The organism is Devosia sp. J2-20 (genome assembly GCF_055808475.1).
In genome coordinates, this window is the sequence record NZ_CM147870.1 from 1786263 (window position 1) to 1806295 (window position 20033).

At 61.3% G+C, this 20033-nt stretch carries 23 protein-coding genes; 12 read left to right on the top strand and 11 right to left on the bottom strand.

Annotated elements, in window-relative coordinates:
- Positions 1-59: 59 nt before the first annotated feature.
- A complete protein-coding gene (locus tag AC0L37_RS08745; protein ID WP_282221414.1) occupies positions 60-494 on the top strand; it encodes a DUF1801 domain-containing protein in 435 nt (144 codons plus the stop codon).
- Between the two features lie 333 nt (positions 495-827).
- A complete protein-coding gene (locus AC0L37_RS08750; protein ID WP_282221413.1) occupies positions 828-2300 on the top strand; it encodes an AMP nucleosidase in 1473 nt (490 codons plus the stop codon).
- 8 nt (positions 2301-2308) lie between these two features.
- Here AC0L37_RS08750 and AC0L37_RS08755 read toward each other — a convergent pair whose 3' ends face one another.
- The 4 genes from AC0L37_RS08755 to eno form a co-directional block, all read right to left on the bottom strand.
- On the bottom strand, positions 2309-2515 hold the full coding sequence (locus tag AC0L37_RS08755) for a helix-turn-helix transcriptional regulator (protein ID WP_269368457.1): 207 nt from the start codon (positions 2513-2515) through the stop codon (positions 2309-2311).
- Complete coding sequence (locus AC0L37_RS08760; RefSeq protein WP_212657997.1) at positions 2512-2913, bottom strand: hypothetical protein; 402 nt, start codon at positions 2911-2913, stop codon at positions 2512-2514. The genes AC0L37_RS08755 and AC0L37_RS08760 overlap by 4 nt, the downstream gene beginning before the upstream one ends.
- A gap of 66 nt (positions 2914-2979) precedes the next feature.
- Complete coding sequence (locus AC0L37_RS08765; RefSeq protein WP_282221412.1) at positions 2980-3768, bottom strand: phosphotransferase; 789 nt, start codon at positions 3766-3768, stop codon at positions 2980-2982.
- A gap of 1 nt (position 3769) precedes the next feature.
- Complete coding sequence (gene eno / locus AC0L37_RS08770) at positions 3770-5047, bottom strand: phosphopyruvate hydratase (RefSeq protein ID WP_212657999.1); 1278 nt, start codon at positions 5045-5047, stop codon at positions 3770-3772.
- 188 nt (positions 5048-5235) lie between these two features.
- Between eno and AC0L37_RS08775 the strand changes: the two genes are divergently transcribed.
- Entirely contained in the window at positions 5236-5667 is a 432-nt protein-coding gene (locus AC0L37_RS08775; protein WP_282221411.1) for a VOC family protein, read from the top strand.
- Positions 5668-5670: 3 nt separating this feature from the next.
- On the opposite strand, the gene AC0L37_RS08780 is transcribed toward AC0L37_RS08775, so the two are convergent.
- From AC0L37_RS08780 to tpiA, 6 genes are all read right to left on the bottom strand, one after another.
- Positions 5671-6636, bottom strand: coding sequence for an NAD-dependent epimerase/dehydratase family protein (locus AC0L37_RS08780; protein ID WP_282221410.1), 966 nt, complete (start codon positions 6634-6636; stop codon positions 5671-5673).
- A gap of 10 nt (positions 6637-6646) precedes the next feature.
- Positions 6647-6829, bottom strand: coding sequence for a DUF4169 family protein (locus AC0L37_RS08785; protein WP_269368453.1), 183 nt, complete (start codon positions 6827-6829; stop codon positions 6647-6649).
- Positions 6830-6889: 60 nt separating this feature from the next.
- A complete protein-coding gene (locus tag AC0L37_RS08790; RefSeq protein ID WP_282221409.1) occupies positions 6890-7396 on the bottom strand; it encodes a GNAT family N-acetyltransferase in 507 nt (168 codons plus the stop codon).
- Positions 7396-9024 (bottom strand): CTP synthase, encoded by a 1629-nt coding sequence (locus tag AC0L37_RS08795; RefSeq protein ID WP_212658004.1) that lies wholly within the window; start codon positions 9022-9024, stop codon positions 7396-7398. The genes AC0L37_RS08790 and AC0L37_RS08795 overlap by 1 nt, the downstream gene beginning before the upstream one ends.
- Before the next feature lie 110 nt (positions 9025-9134).
- Positions 9135-9617: a preprotein translocase subunit SecG gene (gene secG / locus AC0L37_RS08800; RefSeq protein WP_282221408.1), complete on the bottom strand. Its 483-nt coding sequence runs from the start codon at positions 9615-9617 to the stop codon at positions 9135-9137.
- Between the two features lie 108 nt (positions 9618-9725).
- Entirely contained in the window at positions 9726-10481 is a 756-nt protein-coding gene (tpiA, locus tag AC0L37_RS08805) for a triose-phosphate isomerase (protein ID WP_269368450.1), read from the bottom strand.
- 124 nt (positions 10482-10605) lie between these two features.
- Between tpiA and AC0L37_RS08810 the strand changes: the two genes are divergently transcribed.
- From AC0L37_RS08810 to AC0L37_RS08850, 9 genes are all read left to right on the top strand, one after another.
- Positions 10606-12477, top strand: a complete 1872-nt coding sequence (locus tag AC0L37_RS08810) for a peptidylprolyl isomerase (protein WP_282221407.1) — start codon at positions 10606-10608, stop codon at positions 12475-12477.
- A 36-nt stretch (positions 12478-12513) separates the two neighbouring features.
- Entirely contained in the window at positions 12514-14022 is a 1509-nt protein-coding gene (gene trpE, locus AC0L37_RS08815) for an anthranilate synthase component I (RefSeq protein ID WP_282221406.1), read from the top strand.
- A gap of 100 nt (positions 14023-14122) precedes the next feature.
- Positions 14123-14722, top strand: a complete 600-nt coding sequence (locus tag AC0L37_RS08820) for an anthranilate synthase component II (protein ID WP_282221405.1) — start codon at positions 14123-14125, stop codon at positions 14720-14722.
- Positions 14719-15741 carry an anthranilate phosphoribosyltransferase gene (trpD, locus tag AC0L37_RS08825; protein ID WP_282221404.1) on the top strand — a complete coding sequence of 341 codons (1023 nt, stop codon included), beginning with the start codon at positions 14719-14721 and terminating at the stop codon, positions 15739-15741. The genes AC0L37_RS08820 and trpD overlap by 4 nt, the downstream gene beginning before the upstream one ends.
- On the top strand, positions 15738-16550 hold the full coding sequence (gene trpC, locus AC0L37_RS08830; RefSeq protein ID WP_282221403.1) for an indole-3-glycerol phosphate synthase TrpC: 813 nt from the start codon (positions 15738-15740) through the stop codon (positions 16548-16550). The genes trpD and trpC overlap by 4 nt, the downstream gene beginning before the upstream one ends.
- The gene (gene moaC, locus AC0L37_RS08835; RefSeq protein ID WP_282221402.1) at positions 16550-17026 is read left to right on the top strand and encodes a cyclic pyranopterin monophosphate synthase MoaC; all 477 of its coding nucleotides are present in this window, start codon (positions 16550-16552) and stop codon (positions 17024-17026) included. The genes trpC and moaC overlap by 1 nt, the downstream gene beginning before the upstream one ends.
- The gene (locus AC0L37_RS08840) at positions 17023-18225 is read left to right on the top strand and encodes a molybdopterin molybdotransferase MoeA (protein WP_282221401.1); all 1203 of its coding nucleotides are present in this window, start codon (positions 17023-17025) and stop codon (positions 18223-18225) included. The genes moaC and AC0L37_RS08840 overlap by 4 nt, the downstream gene beginning before the upstream one ends.
- Positions 18226-18332: 107 nt before the next feature.
- Entirely contained in the window at positions 18333-19046 is a 714-nt protein-coding gene (lexA, locus tag AC0L37_RS08845) for a transcriptional repressor LexA (protein ID WP_212658014.1), read from the top strand.
- Positions 19046-19420 (top strand): YybH family protein, encoded by a 375-nt coding sequence (locus tag AC0L37_RS08850; RefSeq protein ID WP_282221400.1) that lies wholly within the window; start codon positions 19046-19048, stop codon positions 19418-19420. The genes lexA and AC0L37_RS08850 overlap by 1 nt, the downstream gene beginning before the upstream one ends.
- Before the next feature lie 55 nt (positions 19421-19475).
- On the opposite strand, the gene AC0L37_RS08855 is transcribed toward AC0L37_RS08850, so the two are convergent.
- The gene (locus tag AC0L37_RS08855; RefSeq protein WP_212658016.1) at positions 19476-19979 is read right to left on the bottom strand and encodes a GyrI-like domain-containing protein; all 504 of its coding nucleotides are present in this window, start codon (positions 19977-19979) and stop codon (positions 19476-19478) included.
- Positions 19980-20033 lie beyond the last annotated feature (54 nt).

Genomic DNA, 20033 nt, shown 5'->3' on the forward strand with positions numbered 1-20033 from the left:
ATAGGAAATGCGGAGACGCTCGTCTATGGTTTTGCCAGCAAAATGGGAGGGAGCCAGCCATGCCGGAACAGAAGACCAGACCGCATAGTGGTGACGTCGACGCCTTCATTGCACAGGTGCCCGATGCGACCAAGCGCGCCGATAGCGAAACGCTGATCGCCATGATGGGTGAGGTGACGGGCGAACCGCCCGTGCTGTGGGGTACCATGGTGGGGTTTGGCCAGTATCACTATCGCTATGCCAGCGGACACGAGGGAGACACGTTTCTGATCGGTTTTGCCCCGCGCAAGGCTGCGTTCAGCCTTTATCTGATGGGCTGTTCCGAAGACGCCGATGCGGCGGAAATCACCGCATTGCTGGCCCGGCTGGGCAAGCACCGTATGGCCAAGGCGTGCTTGTACGTCAAGCGGCTCGCCGATATCGACCTGAGTGTACTGGAAGAGTTGGCGCGGCGGTCGGTGGTGGCAACCAAAGCGCGTTATGTTGAGCATTGAAAGGGCCACCGGAACATCTCTGTCCTGGTGGCCCTTGGGAATGCCGGCCTACCGCACTGTTGAGGGCTTGGGGGACAAGCGGCCAACGCGGCACTCCTGGCTCACCGGTTGCATGGGTCGTTTGCTATGCCAGTGAACTGATCCTCAAGATGGTGCGCAATTGCGGCGAGAAAAGTGGCAATCACTCCGATGTGAAAAGACCGCGATGTCAGGGCTGGAGTTGAAGCGGCGTCGAGAAGCTGTCATCAGGAAAGGCTAATCGTTGCCGGATGCGCAACACGATTCCGCCGACGGGGGTTCAATCCGGAGCCCGCGAGATGAAAGAGCAAGAAAATGACCATCAGCCCACCACGTGCCGAAACGCGATCCTTCACCGATCCTGAGAAGGCGTGGGCCTATCTGGCCGAGCTCTATCACCGCAATACCGGCTTTATCCGCGAGCATCTGGCGGCGCTGACCAAGGGAACCGTGCCGGCCAAGCGGGTGCGGGCCTGCTATCCGCAGATTGAGGTGCGTTCGACAAGCTACAGCCGCAGCGAGAGCACCCTGCCCTATGGCTTCCTGCATACGCCGGGCATCTATCGCACCACGGTCACGGCACCGGACCTGTTCCGCACCTATTTTATCGAGCAGTTCACGGTGATCCTGAAAAACCATGGCGGCACGATCGATATTGGCGAGTCGGACACCCCGATCCCGCTGCACTTTGCCGTGCCGGCCAATGAACGGATCGATGGCGAAGCGCTCAATGCGCTCAACATTCCGCTGCGCGATGTGTTCGATGCGCCCGATCTGGGCAATACCGATGACGAAATCGCCAATGGCACCTTCGTGCCGCCGCGCGGCGGACCCTATCCGCTGGCAGCGTTTACGGCGCCGCGCGTCGACTATTCTCTGTTCCGGCTCAGCCACTACACCGGCACCGATGCCAGCCATTTTCAGAACTTCGTGATCTTCACCAATTACGCGTTCTACATCGATGAGTTCTGCCGCGTCGCCAAGCAGTACCTGGCTGACGGGCATACGCATTACGAGAGCTTTATCGAGCCGGGCAATGTGGTCACGGACAATGCGCTGACGGGCGGCAAGGTCGAGGGCACCTCGCCGGCGCGTGCACCGCAAATGCCGGCCTATCACCTGACCGCGGCCAATGGCCGGGGCATCACCATGGTCAATATCGGCGTGGGGCCGTCCAACGCCAAGACGATCACCGACCACATTGCGGTGCTGCGGCCCCATGCCTGGATCATGCTGGGCCATTGCGCGGGCCTGCGCAATTCGCAGGAGCTGGGCGATTACGTGCTGGCGCACGCCTATGTGCGTGAAGATCACGTGCTCGACGCTGATCTGCCACTGTCGGTGCCGATCCCGGCGCTGGCCGAAGTGCAGGTTGCCCTTGAGCAGGCGGTGCACGAGATCACCGAGACCGAGGGCATCGAGACCAAGAAGATCATGCGCACCGGCACAGTGGCGACGTTTGATAATCGCAACTGGGAACTGCGCGATCAGGCCGAGATCACCCAGCGGCTGAGCCAGTCGCGTGCCGTCGCGCTGGACATGGAATCGGCGACCATCGCCGCCAATGGTTTCCGCTTCCGCGTGCCCTATGGCACCCTGCTCTGCGTCTCCGACAAGCCGTTGCATGGTGAGCTCAAACTGCCCGGCATGGCCTCGGACTTCTACCGCACCCAGATCAACCGGCATCTGCAGATTGGCCTGCGCGCCATGGAAATCCTGCGTGATCAGCCGGCAGAGCGCTTGCATTCACGCAAGCTGCGCAGCTTTGCCGAGACCGCGTTCCAGTAAGGGCGCGGTTACGGTTGCTGGGTCGCGTCGTCCTGAAAAACGGATTCGATGGGTTCTCCGAGCAGACGCGCGATCTTGAAGGCCAGAGGGAGCGACGGGTCAAACCTGCCGCTCTCTATGGCGATGATGGACTGCCGGGATACGTCGAGCTTTTCTCCCATCACCGCCTGCGACCAGCCCTGCGCCGTGCGCAACTCCTTGAGGCGGTTCCTCAAAGTGGGGCTCCTTCGCGGCGCGAGAAGACCATCGCCGCACAGGAATAGGCTATCCAGTAGATCGGGTTGAGCCAGAACATGGGTAGCGTGGGGGCGTCGACATAACGTTCGAGATAGCCCCAGCTTGATACCAGGATCAGGATGACGGCCAGGCCGACGAAGATCGCCTTGATCTGAATGCTGCGCAAGAACTCATCTATTTCAGTGACAAAACGCCAATGTGCCCAGAGGGTTGTCAGCAAAGCAGCAATCGGGACCAGGCTTGCGGCCCACAGGATTGGCGCGGCCAGTTCAAGGTTTCTGTTGCTCCAGTCGATCAGCAGGCTGAACAGCAGGAACAGCGCCATGGCACTCATCATCACCGTGAGAAAGCGTCTGTTGGCTTGCTTGTACATCATGGTCATCCCCGTGACTTGTAAAGTGTGCTTTACATAGGCGCGGTTCGAAATTGTGTCAAGCGTGCTTTACAATTCGAGATTTGCGACGAGGTTTTGGCGCTTCGCGTGGAAGGCATCGCGTTCGCGATGCCAGTGATCGAAGTGACCGTCCAGCTGTAGGCGCGCGGCGACGGCAGGGCCGACCATGGCTGTCGCGAATGTCGGGGCGCCCATGTCATGCAGCACGGCTGCAACCCAATCGAGAAGCGCGGTATCGGTGGCGACGCCATAAGCCTGGCAGAATGCCTTGAGACGACGGGAGCCTTCAGCGAGATCGCGCATGGCAGGGGCGCGCATATCCCCTGCTCCGAACGAGAGCGGCACCATCCAGTAGGCGGCGTAGGCCAGATCACGCAGGCGCGGCCCAGGTCCCACCAGATCGAAATCGATGGCGGCGATGGGCATGCCGTCGGCAAAGACCAGATTGTAGGGCGCAAAGTCGTTGTGGCTGATGACCTCGTGTCGGGTCGGATCGGGATGGCGATAGGCCCACACATCGTCCGGTCCGGAGACAAAATCAGCTGTCGCATCATGATAGGCGCGCAGCAGTCTGGCGCCTGCGAGTAGCGGCGGATCTTCAGTCCAGAGGTGCGCGGTGTCGTTTACGGCGCCGGCAATGAAGGAGAGCGTTTCGCGGCCCTGTGCATCAATGCCGCGGAAGCGTGGGGCGCCAGTGAAGCCCTTGGCCTCCAGATGGCGCAGCAGCCGGTGAATGGCGGGGCTGGCGGGCGTCTGTGCGCGTCGGACGGTATCGCCGACGCGCACGACAGATTGGTTGACGTTGCCGCCGGTAAGGGCGACCTCGTCATCGTTCATACTAGCGGCCCTTGACGACCGAATAGCCGGCATATTTGGCCGAAGAGCCAAGCTGCTCTTCGATGCGGATCAGCTGGTTGTACTTGGCCAGACGATCCGAACGGCTCAGCGAGCCGGTCTTGATCTGACCGCAGTTCAGCGCGACCGCCAGATCGGCAATGGTGGAGTCTTCGGTTTCGCCCGAACGATGTGACATCACCGAGGTGTAACCGGCGCGGTGCGCGGTATCGACGGCGTTGAGGGTTTCCGAGAGCGAGCCGATCTGGTTGACCTTGACCAGGATGGAGTTGGCAACGCCCATCTTGATGCCCGATACGAGGCGCTCGGTATTGGTCACGAACAGATCGTCACCGACCAGCTGCACCTTGTCGCCAATGGCGTCGGTCAGGGCTTTCCAGCCTTCCCAGTCGTCTTCGCCCATGCCGTCTTCGATGGTGATGATCGGGTAGCGGGCAGCCAGATCGGCCAGGAAGCGGACATTTTCTTCCGAGGAGAGCGACTTGCCCTCGCCGACCATCTCGTACTTGCCGTTCTTGAAGTATTCGGTTGCCGCGCAATCGAGGCCGAGGAACACGTCCTCACCGGGCTTGTAGCCGGCTTTTTCGATCGAGCGCATGATGAAGCCGAGGGCTTCGTCAGCCGATTTCAGATTGGGTGCGAAGCCGCCTTCGTCGCCAACGGAGGTGTTGAAGCCTTCGGCAGAGAGACCCTTTTTGAGGGTGTGGAAGATTTCCGAACCGATGCGGACGGCATCAGCCAGGTTTTCCGCGCCCACGGGCAGGATCATGAATTCCTGCATGTCGATGGGGTTGTCGGCATGCTCGCCCCCATTGATGATGTTCATCATCGGCACGGGCAGCACATGGGCGTTCGGGCCACCGATATAGCGATAAAAGGGCAGCTCGCTCGATTCAGCAGCGGCCTTGGCCACGGCCAGCGATACGCCCAGAATGGCGTTGGCGCCCAGGCGCGACTTGTTGGGGGTGCCATCAAGGTCGATCATGGCCTGGTCGACGGCCAGTTGATCAAGCGCATCCATGCCCTGGATTTCGTCGAAGATGGCGGTGTTGACGTTCTCGACGGCCTGGGTCACGCCCTTGCCGGAGTACTTCTTGCCACCATCGCGCAGCTCGACGGCTTCATGGGCACCGGTAGACGCGCCCGAGGGCACAGCGGCGCGGCCGAAGCTGCCGTCGTCAAGCACCACATCAACTTCTACCGTGGGGTTGCCGCGGCTGTCATAGATCTGGCGGCCGTTGACGTGGATGATTGAAGACATGGAAAGCCCTTCTTGTATGGGTTCGCTCGATTGGTGGCTCTCTGTTAGCCCTCAGCTATGACAAGGAAAAGAGGGCAGCCGGAAAAAATGCGACTTTAGTCGGTGTTTGGGCGGCAGTTTGGCGCATATCCGATTGTCTGACCGTCGGATTATCGTTAATACCATTTGCAACACATGGAGGAGCCGGAATGGCCAAATCGTTCATCAAGCAGGTGGCACATGCCTGTATCTTCGCCCACGATCTTGCGGCCACCGAGGCTTTCTATCGCGACGTGCTGGGTATCCCGACCGCCTTTACCTTCATGCGGGCTGAAGAACGGATCGGCTATTACCTCGATCTGGGCGCCCGAACCTTCATCGAGGTGTTCAGCAAGGCCAATTCCAGTTTCGACGAGACCAATCAGATCAACCATATCTGCCTCGAGACCGAAGATATGGACGGGTTACTGGCCCATGTGCGCAGCCAGGGTGTGACCATCACCGACAAGAAGCGCGGCGTGGACGGGACCTGGCAGGCCTGGATGGCCGACCCCAATGGCGTCAAGCTGGAGATCTTCGAATACACCGCTGACAGCCTGCAGTTCAAACCGCATGGCAGCGTGTGCGCGGTGAACTGGTAACGGCTAGCTGACCTGCGTGGTGACCTGTCCATCGCTTATGAGCCAGGTCACCGCTTCCTGCACGGCCTCGAGCGAGGTGTAGCGCGGGGCGTAGCCGAGCAATCGCCTGCCCTTCTCGATCGAGCAATTGGGCGAGCGGGCAATATGCTCGCGCGTGGCATGAGCCTCGTCGGGATTCTGATCGGCGGCCCATTGAGCAAAGGGGGCGAAGTCCAGATTGGGCTCGTGACCGAACCAGCGATACATGGCTTCGGCATAGCCGCGCAGGGTCAATGCCCCTGAAGAGACCGCGTGGAAGCTCTCGCCCATCGATGCGGCATGATTGTCCATGGCGCCCAAAATCACCTGGGCAACATCATCGGCATGGACGTGGTGGACGGTTTCAAGCCCGAAATTGGGCAGGCTCAGTGTCTGGTTGGCGGCGATGGCGGAAAACACCGCCGGATTGAAATGGCCAGCCGGATTGAGCGGCGCCCAGCCCGGACCGACGATATGGCCGGGATGAACGATGCTGACGGGGAAATTGCGCCGATGGGCGCGGCGCAACAGGTCAGCCTCGATATCGGCCTTTTGTACCCCGTAGTCACCGAAGGGATATTTGACCGCTGATTCCGGCGTGGGCACGACCGCAGCGGTCCCGTGGGTCCAGATGGTGCCGACATGGATGAAATGGCTGACATTGTGCTCCAGTGCATCAGCAAGCTGGTCGCTGCTGGCGCGGGTGAAACAGATCAGGTCGATGACGATATCGGCATTCAGATTGGCAATGGTGGTGCCGAAATTGCCCTTGGCCTCTTCGGCCTGCCGGTCGATCTGCAAGGTCTCGACATGGGACCAGACCGCATTGGCCTGATAGGGCCTGGCGACGCCGCGACTGACAGCGATGACCTGATGGCCTGCCATGGCAAGACGCGGCACCAGATAGGTGCCGATGTGACCGGTGGCGCCAATAACGACAACCTTGCTCATGGTATTCTCCCTAGTCTTCGTCGTCGCGCTTGTGGCCGTCAATGCGCTTGTCGGCCAGCGCCTGTTCGGCGGCGGTCAGTTGTTTTTCGGCCTTGGTGCGGCCGAACTTGATGCGGTTCTGCTCGGCCTGTTCGGCCTTGTCAGCCCGGGCGCGTTGCTTACGTACCTTTTGCAGATTGATGATCTCGGCCATTGGTGTCTCCACGGGTTCGACACCCTTGGCTAACATGGCGTCCGCCAGGGCGCCAAATACTCAGAGCGGCACATGTGGCCGCGGCAATGCCAGATAGATGCTGTCGCACCATTGCTCGCCCAGCAGGAACGTGTTGGCAGCCCGACCGGTTTCAACAAAACCCAGGCGCGCCAGGACATGTAGCGAGGCGGCATTGCGCGGATCGACATCGGCCTGCAGATCGGACGTGTCGGTGACAGCGAAGATGTGGCTGATCACTGCGCGGGCGGCCTCGGTGGCGATCCCCTGCCCCCAGAAATCGGGATGGAGGATGAAACCGAAATCGGGCGGGCGCCAGCTGCCCACTTCGCCTACAATCCGGTCATCAAGCAGGATGAGGAACTGATGGCCTTCCGACTGGTTGTTGGCGATCATCCGCTCGAGCCAGGGCCGGGTCACCTCGATGCTGGCGTGCGGCAGCGTAGACCAAAACCGCATGGCGGCGGGGTTGGACATGATCTCGAACAGCGGCCCGAGATCATCCCGTGTTGGGTGACGAAGCGTGAGGCGCTCCGTCTGCAGTTCCATCAGACCAGGCGGCTCTGATCCATGGCTGCCGCGATGAAGCTGGCGAACAATGGATGGGGCTCAAACGGCTTGGACTTCAGTTCGGGGTGGAACTGCACGCCAATGAACCAGGGATGGTCGGTGCGCTCGACAATTTCGGGCAGCTTGCCATCGGGCGAAACGCCGGAGAACAGCAGGCCATTCTTTTCGAGCAGCTTGCGGTAATCCATGTTCACCTCGTAGCGGTGACGATGGCGCTCGGAAATGCGCGTGGTGCCATAGATGTCGGCGACGCGGCTGCCACGGGTGAGCTGCGCGGGATAGGCGCCCAGACGCATGGTACCGCCCAGATCGCCTTCGGTGGCGCGCTTTTCGGTGTCATTACCCTTCACCCATTCGGTCATGATGCCGACGATGGGCTCCTTGGTGGGGCCGAATTCGGTCGAGGATGCGTTCTTGATGCCAGCGGTGTTGCGGGCAGCCTCAACACAGGCCATCTGCATGCCGAAGCAGATGCCGAAATACGGGACATCCTTGACGCGGGCAAAGCGGGCCGCTTCGATCTTGCCGGCCGAACCGCGCTCGCCAAAGCCGCCGGGCACCAGAATGCCGTGGACGTGCTCGAGATAGGGTGCCGGATCGTCGCGCTCGAAGACCTCGGAATCGATCCACTGCAGGTTGACCTTGACCTTGTTGGCAATGCCACCGTGGTTGAGGGCTTCGGACAGCGACTTATAGGCGTCCTTGAGGCCGGTATACTTGCCCACGATGGCGATGTTCACTTCGCCTTCGGGGTTGTGCAGACGGGCCGAAACTTCTTCCCAGGCCTTGAGCTGTGGCTCAGGCGCGTCCTTGATGCCAAAGGTGGCCAGGATTTCGCGATCAAGGCCCTCATGGTGATAGGCCAGCGGCACATCATAGATCGAGCTGACGTCGAGCCCCTGGATAACGGCGCTTTCACGCACGTTACAGAACAGCGACAGCTTCTTCTTTTCGCCTTCGGGGATCGGCCGATCGCAGCGCACCAGCAGCACGTCGGGTGCGATGCCGATCGAGCGCAGTTCCTTGACCGAGTGCTGGGTTGGCTTGGTCTTAAGCTCGCCCGCCGAGGGAATGTAGGGCATCAGCGTCAGATGCAGATAGCAGGTGTCGCCGCGCGGCAGATCATTGCCCAGCTGACGGATGGCTTCAAAGAATGGCAGGCCTTCAATGTCGCCAACCGTGCCGCCGATCTCGACCAGCACGAAGTCAAAATCCTCATTGCCCTCAAGCACGAAGTTCTTGATGGCGTCGGTCACATGGGGAATGACCTGCACGGTGGCGCCGAGATATTCGCCTTTGCGCTCACGCGCCAGAATGTCGGAATAGATGCGGCCGGTGGTGATGTTGTCGCGCTTGTTGGCCGCACGACCGGTGAAGCGCTCATAGTGCCCCAGATCCAGATCGGTTTCGGCACCATCGTCGGTGACAAAGACTTCGCCGTGCTGGGTGGGCGACATCGTGCCCGGATCGATGTTGAGATAGGGGTCAAGCTTGCGCAGGCGAACCTTGTAGCCGCGCGCTTGCAGGACCGCGCCGAGCGCTGCCGATGCAAGACCTTTACCCAATGAGGAGACCACGCCTCCGGTGATGAATACGTACCGAGCCATGGGCGCTCACCTTAATCACATCAGCATCGATTCGTAGAGGCCACGTGCGGCTCTACACAAAAGAAGAAGGGGATGTTGCCATCCCCCTCAATCGTCGTGCCTTGCGGCAGTTAGTTCGTCGCCGGAGCTGCCGGCGTTTCGGCAGGTGCATCGGGCACCGGCAAGCTGGAATTGCTGTCGGTCGCAGCGGCAGGTTCTGCCGGCGCAGTCTCGGCAGCAGGGGCCGCTGGCGTTGTTTCAGTGGTCGGCACTGGCAGATCGCTGGTGTCGTCACCCTGCAGCGAATTGAGCGCATCGAGCACACTGCCCGGAGCTTCTTCGCCGTCAGTGGTCACTGCACGGTCCAGAATGCTGGAGGTGCCGCGATCAAGTTCGCTCAGTACCGTCAGGCCAATCGCTGTTGCAAAGAACAGGGCCGCCAGGATGGCCGTAGTGCGGGTCAGCAGATTCGCCGAGCCGCGGGCCGTCATCAGGCCGCCGCCGCCGCCACCACCGCCAATGCCCAGCGCGCCGCCCTCGGAACGCTGCAGCAGGATAACTGCAATCAGCGCCAGAACGATCAGCAGATAGGCCACAATCAGGACATTCGCCATGGTGTCTCAGTCTATTGGTCTGTCAAAAGATGGCGCGTCATACACGCCTGCGTCCGCAAATGCCAGAGGCCGGGCGGAATTTCCGACCAGCCCTTGGCGCTCACGGCGTCATACGGCGGAGATAATGGTGTAGAAGTCTTTTGCCAAGAGGCTGGCGCCACCAACGAGCCCACCATTGACGTTTTCCACGGCCAGGATTTCGCGGGCGTTCTGCGGCTTGAGCGAACCACCATAGAGAATGCGAATGGATGGGCCCTTTTCGGCGAAGCGCGCCGTGAGTTTTTCGCGGATCGCGGCGTGCATGCTGGCAATGTCTTCAATGGTCGGGGTGCGACCGGTGCCGATGGCCCAGATGGGTTCATAGGCAATGATGACTTCATGCTGGCTGGCGGCCTCGGGGATCGAGCCGGCAAGCTGAGCGGCCACGACGTTTTCCGCGTCGCCGCTGTCACGCTGGGATTCGGTTTCGCCGACGCAGATGATCGGCTTGAGGCCTGCACCGATGGCGGCTTCGGCCTTGGCACAGACCTGGGCGTCGGTTTCGCCATGGTCGGCGCGGCGCTCGGAATGACCGACGATGACATATTGTGCACCAGCGTCAGCCAGCATGCCGGCGGAGATATCGCCGGTATGGGCGCCGTGGGATTCGGTGTGGCAATCCTGACCACCGGCCAGAATGCCCGCTGTGGCGCCTTGATGGACCACTTCGGACAGGATTGTTGCGGGTGGGCAGATCACCACCAGCGCGCGGGGCGCTTCACCGGTGGTCAGCATGCCGGCAAGGGCTGTCAGCTCGTCCAGCGAGCCACGCAATCCGTTCATTTTCCAGTTGCCTGCGATAAGCGGCGAGATTGTCGTGGTCACTGTTTGCTACTCCTGCCTCTTGCACCGGAACGGGCTTTGCCCTAACCCCGGCTGTCAAAATGGATTACTAATGCCCTGCCGCCATTGCGGTAAAGGCCCAAGTCTCTGAAACGGAACGTCCGATATGCTCGATAGTTTGCGCGGTTTTGCAAAATCCTGGCCCGGAAAGATCATGGGGGCGTTCCTTCTGGTTGGTGTAGCCGGATTCGGCATCAACAATGTGATCACTGATCTGGGCACCAATACGGTGGCCCGCGTCGGCGACGCGGAGATCAATTCGCGGACCTTCCTGCGCGCCTATCAGCGTCAGATCAATCAGGTAGCACAGCAGCTCGGTTCGGTGCCAACTGCCGAGCAGGCCGTCAATCTGGGTATTCCCTCAATGGTGCTGCAGGATCTGGCGCAGGATGCGGCGCTCGATCAGATGGCGAGCACGTTCGGTCTGGGCGTTTCGGAGGATAAGCTCAGCGAAATGCTGCGGGCTGATCCTTCCTTCCAGGGCACGCTGGGCACGTTCGATCCAAACGCCTTTACCCAGGTATTGCGCCAGAGCGGGCTGACGGAAGCTGAATATTTCCAGGATCAGGGCGATGCTGCGCGTCGCCAGCAGCTGATTTTGAGCCTGTTTGGTGACACTACCCTGCCCGAGACTGCCTCCAAGCTGATCAATCGCTATGTGGGTGATCAGCGTACGATCGATTTCTTCGTGCTGGGTGACACCAATATCGAAACGCCGGCAACGCCGAGCGAAGAGGAACTGGCAGCCTATCTCGAAGAGAACCAGGTCGAGTTCCGCACTGTTGAGACACGCACCGTTCAGATGCTGCGCCTGTCGCCAGCCGATCTGGCAGCAACCAAGACCATTGCAGCGGACGCCATTGCCGCCGAATATGAGCGCACCAAGGACGGGTTGACCAAGCCAGAGCGCCGCACAATCGAACAGGTCGTGCTTAATGACGAACAGGTCGCCGCGTTTGAAGCTGGTCAAGCCGCTGGCACACCGTTTGAAACGCTGCTGGCCGATAATGGCCTGAGCGCAACCGGTCTGGGCACACTGGCCGAGAGCGAAATTAATGACGGCAATCTGGCCCGTGCCGCCTATGGCGTCAGCGAAGGTGGCTTTGCCATCATCGATGGCGTGACGGGCAAGCGTGCGGTGCATGTTTCGGCCATCGAGCCGGGCGGCGTGCCGAGCCTGGATGAAGTCAGCGAGCAGATTGCACAGGGTCTGGCGCGTACCCAGGCCCGCAACGAGATCGCCGATGTGCAGGATCAGGTGGAAGAGCTGCGCGCAGCGTTCCGTCCGCTGACCGAAATTGCGGATCGCTTTGGCCTTGATCTCTATCAGGCTGATGTGACCGCCAGCGGTACCGAGTTGAACATCCTGCCGGATCTTGCCAGTGAAGATGCCGGGCGTATCAGCCAGGCCATCTTCAAGGCCGAGGAAGGTCAACTGACAGCGGCCATTCCACTGGCTGGCAGTGGCAACCTCTACTTCGACCTGACGGCGATTGAGCCGGCGCGGGACCAGACACTGGATGAAGTCCGCGATGCGGTCGCCGCTGCCGTGACCGCGCAGCGCACCAATGACGCCCTGCTGGCGGCCCGTGCTGATGCCGTGGCCAAGCTTGATGCCGGGACGCCGCTTGCCGATGTTGCGGCCAGCTACAATGTGTTCCCTCAGCTGAGCTCGCCGTTTACGCGATTTGGTGCTGCCGATGGCAGCGTCGACAGCGTGGTGGCCGCCGCAGCCTTTGCCGGCGGTGCCGAGCATCATGGTTCGGCGTTGAACCAGTCGGGCGAGCATATCGTGTTCCAGGTGGTCGCTGCGACCCCCGCCGAAGGCCCGCTCGACCCCGGTGCCCAGGCAAGCCTTGAGAACGAGGCGCGTATCGGCATCTATGGCGACTTCGTCACAGCCATCCGCGATGATGCCGGCCTGCGGATCAATCAGCAGGCCCTGCAGCAGACGCTGGCTCTCACTTCCGGCCTGTAAATCAGGCCGGATCAACTCGAAACTGGACATATCACGATGGGCGACGACGATTTTCAGCGCTTCTCTGAGCAATACAATGCCGGGAAATCGCAGATCGTCTGGCGGCGCATCGTGGCCGACCTCGAAACGCCGATTGGCACCTATCTCAAGCTCGCCGAGGGCCGCAAGAACACGTTTCTGCTGGAATCCGTGCAGGACGCGGCCGTGCGTGGGCGCTACTCGATCATTGGTACCCAGCCCGATGTGATCCTCAAGGTTGAGGCCGGGGCGGCCACGATGAACCGGAGCGCGCAGCTCGACGAGACCAGCTTTGAGCCGGTTGACGCGCTGCCCCTGGACGCCTTGCGCGAGCTGGTCGCAGGCAGCCAGATCGACATGCCCAAGGGATTGCCGCCGCAGTCGGCCGGCGTCTATGGTTATCTGGGCTATGAGATGGTGCGCTATATGGAAGTGCTGCCCGACAGCAATCCAGACCATCTGCAGACGCCTGAAGCTGTGTTGATGCGCCCATCGCTGCTGGCGATCTTCGACACGCTCAAGGATGAGCTGTATCTGACCGCGCCGGTCTATGTGCGTGACGGTGTTTCGGCCCGTCAGGCTCATGAAGCGGCCCAGGCGCGGATCGACGACGCGATTGCGCGTCTGGGTCGGGCCATGCCCGCCACCCCTGCCCTGCCCGATCTGGAAAGCATTGCGGTCACCAGCAATACCAGTCGCGATGAATATTTCGCCATGGTGGCGCGGGCCAAGGAATACATCACGGCCGGCGATATCTTTCAGGTGGTGTTGAGCCAGCGTTTTTCGGCCGACTTCAACCTGCCGCCCACAGCGCTGTATCGCGCCCTGCGTCGGACCAATCCCAGCCCCTATATGTACTTCCTGGATTTCGGCGATTTCGCTGTCGCCGGATCGAGCCCGGAAATTCTGGTCCGGGTGCAGGATGGCGAGGTCACCATTCGCCCGATCGCGGGGACGCGCAAGCGTGGCGCAACGCCGAGCAAGGACGCGGAGATGGCGGCCGAGCTGATGAGCGACCCCAAGGAGCTGGCCGAGCATCTGATGCTGCTTGATCTGGGCCGCAATGATGTGGGGCGCGTGGCCAAGATCGGCACGGTCAAGGTCACCGACAAGTTCTTCCTCGAATACTATTCGCACGTCATGCACATCGTCTCCAATGTGGTGGGCGAGCTCGACCCGCAATACGATTTCGTTGACGCCCTGTCGGCGGGCTTTCCGGCGGGTACGGTATCGGGGGCGCCCAAGGTGCGCGCGATGGAGATCATTGACGAGCTGGAGAAATCCAGGCGCGGTATCTATGGCGGTTGCGTGGGCTATTTTGGTGCCGATGGCACCATGGACACGTGTATCGTGCTGCGCACGGCGATCCTGAAAGATGGCAAGCTGCATGTGCAGTCCGGCGCCGGTATTGTTGCCGATAGCCAGCCAGCGCTTGAGCAGATGGAATGCGAAAACAAGGCGCGGGCCCTTTTCAGCGCGGCAGAGGAAGCGCTACGCTATGCTGGCGAGGCAAGGATCGGACAATGATGCGGCAGGTATTTGACAGGCAGCGATGGCGGGGCGGCTTCTGACCGTGGCGCCCGATGGGGCCGCCGGAAGTTGACAAAAACCTGCCAGGAACCAGACCATGACCCGCACTCTCGTCATCGATAATTACGACAGCTTTACCTACAATCTCGTCCATTTTCTGGGCGAGCTGGGCGCCGATGTTTCGGTGGTCCGTAACGACAAGATTACCCTTGAAGACATCGCCGCGCGGGCGCCCGACGCCATTGTGCTGTCGCCAGGCCCCTGCACGCCCAATGAAGCCGGCATCTGTCTGGCCGTGATTGAGCGCTTCCAGGCCGAAATTCCGATGCTGGGTGTCTGTCTGGGGCATCAGGCTATTGGCCAGGCCATGGGTGGACAGGTGATCCGCGCGCCGCATCTGGTGCATGGCAAGACCTCAAAAATCAATCATACCGGCAAGGGCCTGTTCCGCGGGCTCAATGCGGGGTTTGAGGCTACGCGCTATCACTCGCTGACGGTGCGGCCGGAAACCCTGCCCGATGTGCTCGAGGTCACCGCGACCACCGAGGATGGTCTGATCATGGGCATGCAACACAAGACGTTGCCCGTTCATGGCGTGCAGTTCCATCCCGAGAGCATTGCCTCGGAAAATGGTCATGCCTTGCTGCAGAACTTCCTGAACATCGCCCGCGACTTCAACCAGAAGAGGGCCGCGTGATGGATATCAAGACCGCACTGAGCCAGATTGCCGAGCGCAAAAACCTGACGGGCGAAGAGATGCGCGATGTGATGCGCGTGATCATGGCTGGCGAGGCCACACCAAGCCAGATCGGCGCCTTTTTGATGGGCATGCGGATCAAGGGCGAGACCGTTGGCGAAATCGCCGCGGCGGTGTCGATCCTGCGCGAGCAGATGGTGCCCGTCGAGGCGCCCGCCGATGCCATCGACATTGTCGGCACGGGCGGCGACGGCATGGGCACGCTGAACATTTCGACCGCCGCTGCCATCGTGGTGGCTGCAGCCGGTGTGCCAGTGGCCAAGCATGGTAATCGCGCGCTGTCGTCCAAATCGGGTTCGTCGCAGGCGCTCGAAGCGCTGGGCGTCAAACTTGACCTCGAGCCCTCTGGCATTTCGCGCTGCATCAACCAGGCCGGCATCGGCTTCATGTTCGCGCCCAGTCACCATCCGGCAATGCGCCATGTGGGGCCATCGCGCGCCGAAATGGGCGTGCGCACCATGTTCAACCTGCTCGGTCCGCAGTCCAACCCGGCCGGTGTGCGCCGTTACATGCTGGGCGTTTACGCGCGCGAATGGGTCGAGCCCGTCGCCGCGGCGCTATTGGCCAACCGCGCCATCAAGGCCTGGGTGGTGCATGGCAGCGACGGGCTGGACGAGATTACGGTGACGGGCCCCAGCTTTGTCGCCCAGATTGCCAATGGCGATCTGCGCAGCTTTGAAGTGAGCCCGGAACAGGCCGGCCTGAAACAGCACGATCCCAAGGATCTGCTGGGTGGCGATCCCGAATACAATGCCCAGGCCATCCACGCCCTGTTTGACGGGCAGAGCGGCGCCTATCGCGATATCGTGCTGCTCAATGCCGGCGCGGCGCTGATTGTGGCCGACAAGGTGGCCGATCTGCGCGAAGGTGCAGCGGCGGCGGCCGAGCTGATTGACAGCGGCAAGGCCAAGGACACACTGACCCGCCTGGTGGCGGTATCGAATGGACGCGATGCATGACCGATATTCTCAAACAGATCGAAGCCTATAAGCGCGAGGAAATCGCCGCTGCCAAATCCATGCGGCCCTGGGCCGAAGTGGTGGCCCAGGCACATGATCAGGCGCCGACGCGCGGCTTTATCAAGGCGATCAAGGCCAAGCGGGCCAAGGATGAATATGCGCTGATCGCCGAAGTGAAGAAGGCCAGTCCGTCAAAGGGCCTGATCCGGGAGAACTTCAACCCGACCGAAATCGCCCTGGCTTATGAAGCAGCCGGCGCCGCGTGCCTGTCGGTGCTGACCGACCGGCCCAGCTTTCAGGGCTCGCCGCGCTTTCTCAAGGAAGCCCGCGCGGCGGTCAAACTGCCCGTGCTGCGCAAGGATTTTCTGTTCGAGACCTATCAGGTGGCCGAGGCGCGCGCCTGGGGGGCGGACTGCATTCTGATCATTCTGGCCGCCGTGGGCGATGATGTAGCTCGCTACCTGCTCGATGCCGCCGAAGAGTGGAAGATGGATGCGCTGGTGGAAGTGCATGACCAGCTTGAGCTTGATCGGGCGGTGGCGCTGGGCGCCGAGTTCATCGGCATCAACAATCGCAATCTGCGCACCTTCGAGACGACGCTGGAAACCTCGGTCAATCTGGCCGTTGGCGTGCCCAAGGGGACGCTACTGGTCAGCGAAAGCGGTATCGTCAATCACGAACACCTGCTCAAGCTCGACCATGAAGCCGGTATCGGCAGCTTTCTGGTTGGCGAGAGCCTGATGCGCCAGGACGATGTGACCGCGGCAACCAGAGCGCTATTGCATGGCGCCGCGCAGGCTACGCCCTGATGGCCGACGGGCTCACCCATCTCAATGCCCGGGGCGAAGCCCATATTGTCGATATCGCCGACAAGCCCGCAACAAGGCGGCGCGCCGTGGCACAGGCCCGTATTGTCGGGCAGCCGCAGACGATTGCCACCATTATGGGCGGCAGCCTCAAAAAGGGTGATGCGCTGGCGGTAGCGCGGATTGCCGGTATCATGGCGGCCAAAAAGACCGCCGAGCTGATCCCGTTGTGCCACCCCATCCCGCTGACCAAGGTCAGCGTGGAGATTGCCGAACATGGCGAAGATGCCATCCTGATTGTGGCGACGGCTGAAACCACCGGCCAGACCGGGGTCGAGATGGAAGCATTGGTGGCTGCCTCCACGGCGGCGCTGACATTGTATGACATGGCCAAGGCGATTGATCGCGCCATGGTGGTGACCGATATCTGCCTGATGGAAAAATCGGGCGGCAAGTCCGGGGATTTCGTGCGCGCATGAGCCTGCTCCCCGTCGAAGAGGCCATTGCGGCCATTCTCAAGCGCGTGCCGACGCCGGTCGGCGAAACCGTGTCGCTGGATGCGGCGGCGGGTCGGGTCTTGCTCGAACCGGTCAAGGCCCGCCATGACCAGCCGCCCTTCAATGCCAGCGCCATGGATGGCTATGCCGTCGGTGCCGCTGACATCATGGAAGGTCACAGCCTCAAGGTCGTGGGGACCTCGCAGGCCGGGGCCAGTTATGCCGGACGTCTGGGCCCGCACGAAGCGGTCAGGATTTTTACCGGTGCGCCGGTGCCCGAAGGGGCCGATGCCGTCATCATGCAGGAACAGGCCCAGCTCGACGGCGATCAGGTTTCGTTCAGCATCGAGCCCTTGCCGGGGCGCAATATCCGGGCCCTGGGCAATGACTTCACCACAGGCCAGACGCTGATCGAGGCTGGCGTCCGACTGACCCCGATGCAGATTGCCGTGGCCGCGGCAGCCAATACCCCGACGCTGACCGTGGCGCGACGGCCGCGTATTGCGCTGCTGGCGACGGGTGATGAACTCGCCCTGCCCGGCGCGGCGCTGGGGCCTGACCAGATCATTGCTTCCAACAGCTTCGGGCTGGCGCCCATGCTGGCCCCCTATGCCCATACCATGACCGATCACGGCATTGCCCGCGATGACCGGGAAGCCCTGCGCGACAAGCTCAGCGCCATTCTGGCCGATGCACCGGACGTGCTGATCACGACCGGGGGCGCCAGCGTTGGCGACCACGATATCGTGCAGGAAATTCTCGTTGAACTGGGCGTGACGCTGGATTTCTGGCGCATCAATATGCGCCCGGGGAAGCCCCTGATGTTCGGCACGATCGGCAAGACGCTGGTATTTGGCCTGCCGGGCAATCCGGTTTCGGCGATGGTCACGGCGATTGTTTTCATCAAACCGGCGCTGCGACACTGGCTGGGCCTGACGCCGCAGACGCCCTGGCACCTGCCACTGGCTGCCGCGACCCCAGCCAATACGGCGCGACGGCATTTCATGCGGGCACAGTTGCAGCAGACCCCCAATGGTCCAATGGCGCTGCCAATTTCCCAGACCGATAGTGGGCATACTTCATCCATGGCGCTGGCTGACCTGTTGATTGTGCAGCCCGAACAGGCCCCTGGACAGGCGGCGGGCACGCTGGTCGAAACCATTGTGGTCGACGCCTTCTAGGTTTCGGGCCGCCCCATTTGCAGGAAAATCGTCGGGGATATTGCAGAACATAACTGGAACACATATAGTCGTTCTGTCTATGTTCCGATTCTCACCCCGAGGGGCCTATGCTGACGCGCAAACAACACGAGCTGTTGATGTTCATCCATGAACGGATGAAGGAAAGCGGCATTCCGCCATCGTTCGACGAGATGAAGGATGCCCTCGATCTGGCGTCCAAGTCGGGCATTCACCGGCTGATCACTGCGCTGGAAGAGCGCGGTTTCATCCGCCGCCTGCCCAATCGGGCCCGGGCGCTGGAAGTCGTTAAGCTGCCGGATTCGATGAACCCGTCGCTTGGCGGCCGTAAGGCGCGCTTTGAGCCATCGGTGATCGAAGGCAATCTTGGCAAGGTGGCGAGCCCGCCATCGCGTGTCGCCGCCGATGATGATGGCGTGCGCTCAATTTCCATCCCGGTGATGGGCCGAATTGCAGCGGGTACGCCGATCGAGGCCATTCAGAGCCATTCCCACACCATTATGGTGCCGCCTGAAATGCTGGGCAGCGGCGAGCATTACGCACTGGAAGTGCGCGGTGACTCGATGATCGATGCCGGCATTTTTGATGGCGACACGGTATTGATCAAGAAGCAGGATGCGGCCAGCACCGGCGAGATCATCGTGGCGCTGGTGGACGATGAGGAAGCGACGCTCAAGCGCTTGCGCCGCAAGGGCAATACGGTGGCACTTGAAGCCGCCAACCCGGCTTATGAAACCCGCATTTTCCCGCCTGACCGGGTCAAGGTTCAGGGCCGGCTTGTCGGGTTGCTGCGTAAATATTGATGGGGGCGGCGACGCCCGAAGCGTTGATCGCGGCCTATGGCGAGGCGATCAACACGCATCGCTTCGCGGTCGTCGCGCCCTTGATCGCCCAGGATGCCAGTTTCTGGTTCAATGATGGCTCTCATCTTGGCATTGCAGCGATACGCGATGCCTTTGAAGCCACTTGGGCACGGCTGGTTGACGAACGCTACTGGCTGGAAGACCTGATCTGGATCGTAAAAGGGCAGGATATCGCGGCCTGTCGCTATCGGTTCTGCTACACGGCGGTTGTGAACGGAGATGTTCAATCTGGTGCCGGTCGCGGCACCTGCATTGTCGAGCGGCGCGTGCAGGGCTGGGTCATCGTTCACGAGCATCTGAGCGCCTTGGCCTAGCGGCGAGCGGTGCGTGACTTCGGGAGTCACGGGCGATCAATGCCGGTATTGGCGTTCAGGCCGGACCGGTGGTCTTGATGCGCAATGTGGTGACCCACTTGTCAGGATCGGGTTCCTGCTCCGGGTCGGTCTCGTAGATTTCCAGACGACAGGCAAAGTGATGACCGTCGGACTGGGTTGCGCTATCCCATTCAATGCCCCGCTCCTTGGCCCAGCCGATCAGCATGGCTGTGGCATCATACAGATCGTCATAGGGGCCGGTATGGGTGGTCCAGACGTAATGCCCCGCCGGTAGTTGCGAGAATTTGACGGTGTCGTCACCCGCTGCCGCGCGGTCCACCGGGACCCCGGCTTCCACTTCAAGCGTTCTGGCCATATCGATGCGGTTATATTTGTAGAATGGCGCGCCGGTCGGCGTAATGCCATTGGCGGATAGCCAGGAAAATAGCGCCGGAAAGCCCTCATTTGCGGGCTGCGCCATTTCGGCCATCGATACGGTAAAGCTGATATAGGCGTAGGTCTGGACCGGCAGGTCCTGGAAACGTGGAACAGTCAGCATAAGGCGCTCCTCCCGCAATATCATGCAGTCGCGCAGTTCAGCCGCCTGCATCAA

What these genes read in the sequence shown, in the direction of transcription:
- AC0L37_RS08855 (WP_212658016.1), bottom strand. Translation starts at nt 19,979, where the DNA reads ATGCTGACTGTTCCACGTTTCCAGGACCTGCCGGTCCAGACCTACGCC.
- AC0L37_RS08775 (WP_282221411.1), top strand. Translation starts at nt 5,236, where the DNA reads ATGGCCAAATCGTTCATCAAGCAGGTGGCACATGCCTGTATCTTCGCC.
- AC0L37_RS08785 (WP_269368453.1), bottom strand. Translation starts at nt 6,829, where the DNA reads ATGGCCGAGATCATCAATCTGCAAAAGGTACGTAAGCAACGCGCCCGG.
- AC0L37_RS08850 (WP_282221400.1), top strand. Translation starts at nt 19,046, where the DNA reads ATGGGGGCGGCGACGCCCGAAGCGTTGATCGCGGCCTATGGCGAGGCG.
- AC0L37_RS08760 (WP_212657997.1), bottom strand. Translation starts at nt 2,913, where the DNA reads ATGATGTACAAGCAAGCCAACAGACGCTTTCTCACGGTGATGATGAGT.
- trpE (WP_282221406.1), top strand. Translation starts at nt 12,514, where the DNA reads ATGGGCGACGACGATTTTCAGCGCTTCTCTGAGCAATACAATGCCGGG.
- moaC (WP_282221402.1), top strand. Translation starts at nt 16,550, where the DNA reads ATGGCCGACGGGCTCACCCATCTCAATGCCCGGGGCGAAGCCCATATT.
- lexA (WP_212658014.1), top strand. Translation starts at nt 18,333, where the DNA reads ATGCTGACGCGCAAACAACACGAGCTGTTGATGTTCATCCATGAACGG.
- eno (WP_212657999.1), bottom strand. Translation starts at nt 5,047, where the DNA reads ATGTCTTCAATCATCCACGTCAACGGCCGCCAGATCTATGACAGCCGC.
- AC0L37_RS08820 (WP_282221405.1), top strand. Translation starts at nt 14,123, where the DNA reads ATGACCCGCACTCTCGTCATCGATAATTACGACAGCTTTACCTACAAT.
- AC0L37_RS08810 (WP_282221407.1), top strand. Translation starts at nt 10,606, where the DNA reads ATGCTCGATAGTTTGCGCGGTTTTGCAAAATCCTGGCCCGGAAAGATC.
- AC0L37_RS08765 (WP_282221412.1), bottom strand. Translation starts at nt 3,768, where the DNA reads ATGAACGATGACGAGGTCGCCCTTACCGGCGGCAACGTCAACCAATCT.
- AC0L37_RS08745 (WP_282221414.1), top strand. Translation starts at nt 60, where the DNA reads ATGCCGGAACAGAAGACCAGACCGCATAGTGGTGACGTCGACGCCTTC.
- secG (WP_282221408.1), bottom strand. Translation starts at nt 9,617, where the DNA reads ATGGCGAATGTCCTGATTGTGGCCTATCTGCTGATCGTTCTGGCGCTG.
- trpC (WP_282221403.1), top strand. Translation starts at nt 15,738, where the DNA reads ATGACCGATATTCTCAAACAGATCGAAGCCTATAAGCGCGAGGAAATC.
- AC0L37_RS08840 (WP_282221401.1), top strand. Translation starts at nt 17,023, where the DNA reads ATGAGCCTGCTCCCCGTCGAAGAGGCCATTGCGGCCATTCTCAAGCGC.
- AC0L37_RS08790 (WP_282221409.1), bottom strand. Translation starts at nt 7,396, where the DNA reads ATGGAACTGCAGACGGAGCGCCTCACGCTTCGTCACCCAACACGGGAT.
- AC0L37_RS08780 (WP_282221410.1), bottom strand. Translation starts at nt 6,636, where the DNA reads ATGAGCAAGGTTGTCGTTATTGGCGCCACCGGTCACATCGGCACCTAT.
- AC0L37_RS08795 (WP_212658004.1), bottom strand. Translation starts at nt 9,024, where the DNA reads ATGGCTCGGTACGTATTCATCACCGGAGGCGTGGTCTCCTCATTGGGT.
- AC0L37_RS08750 (WP_282221413.1), top strand. Translation starts at nt 828, where the DNA reads ATGACCATCAGCCCACCACGTGCCGAAACGCGATCCTTCACCGATCCT.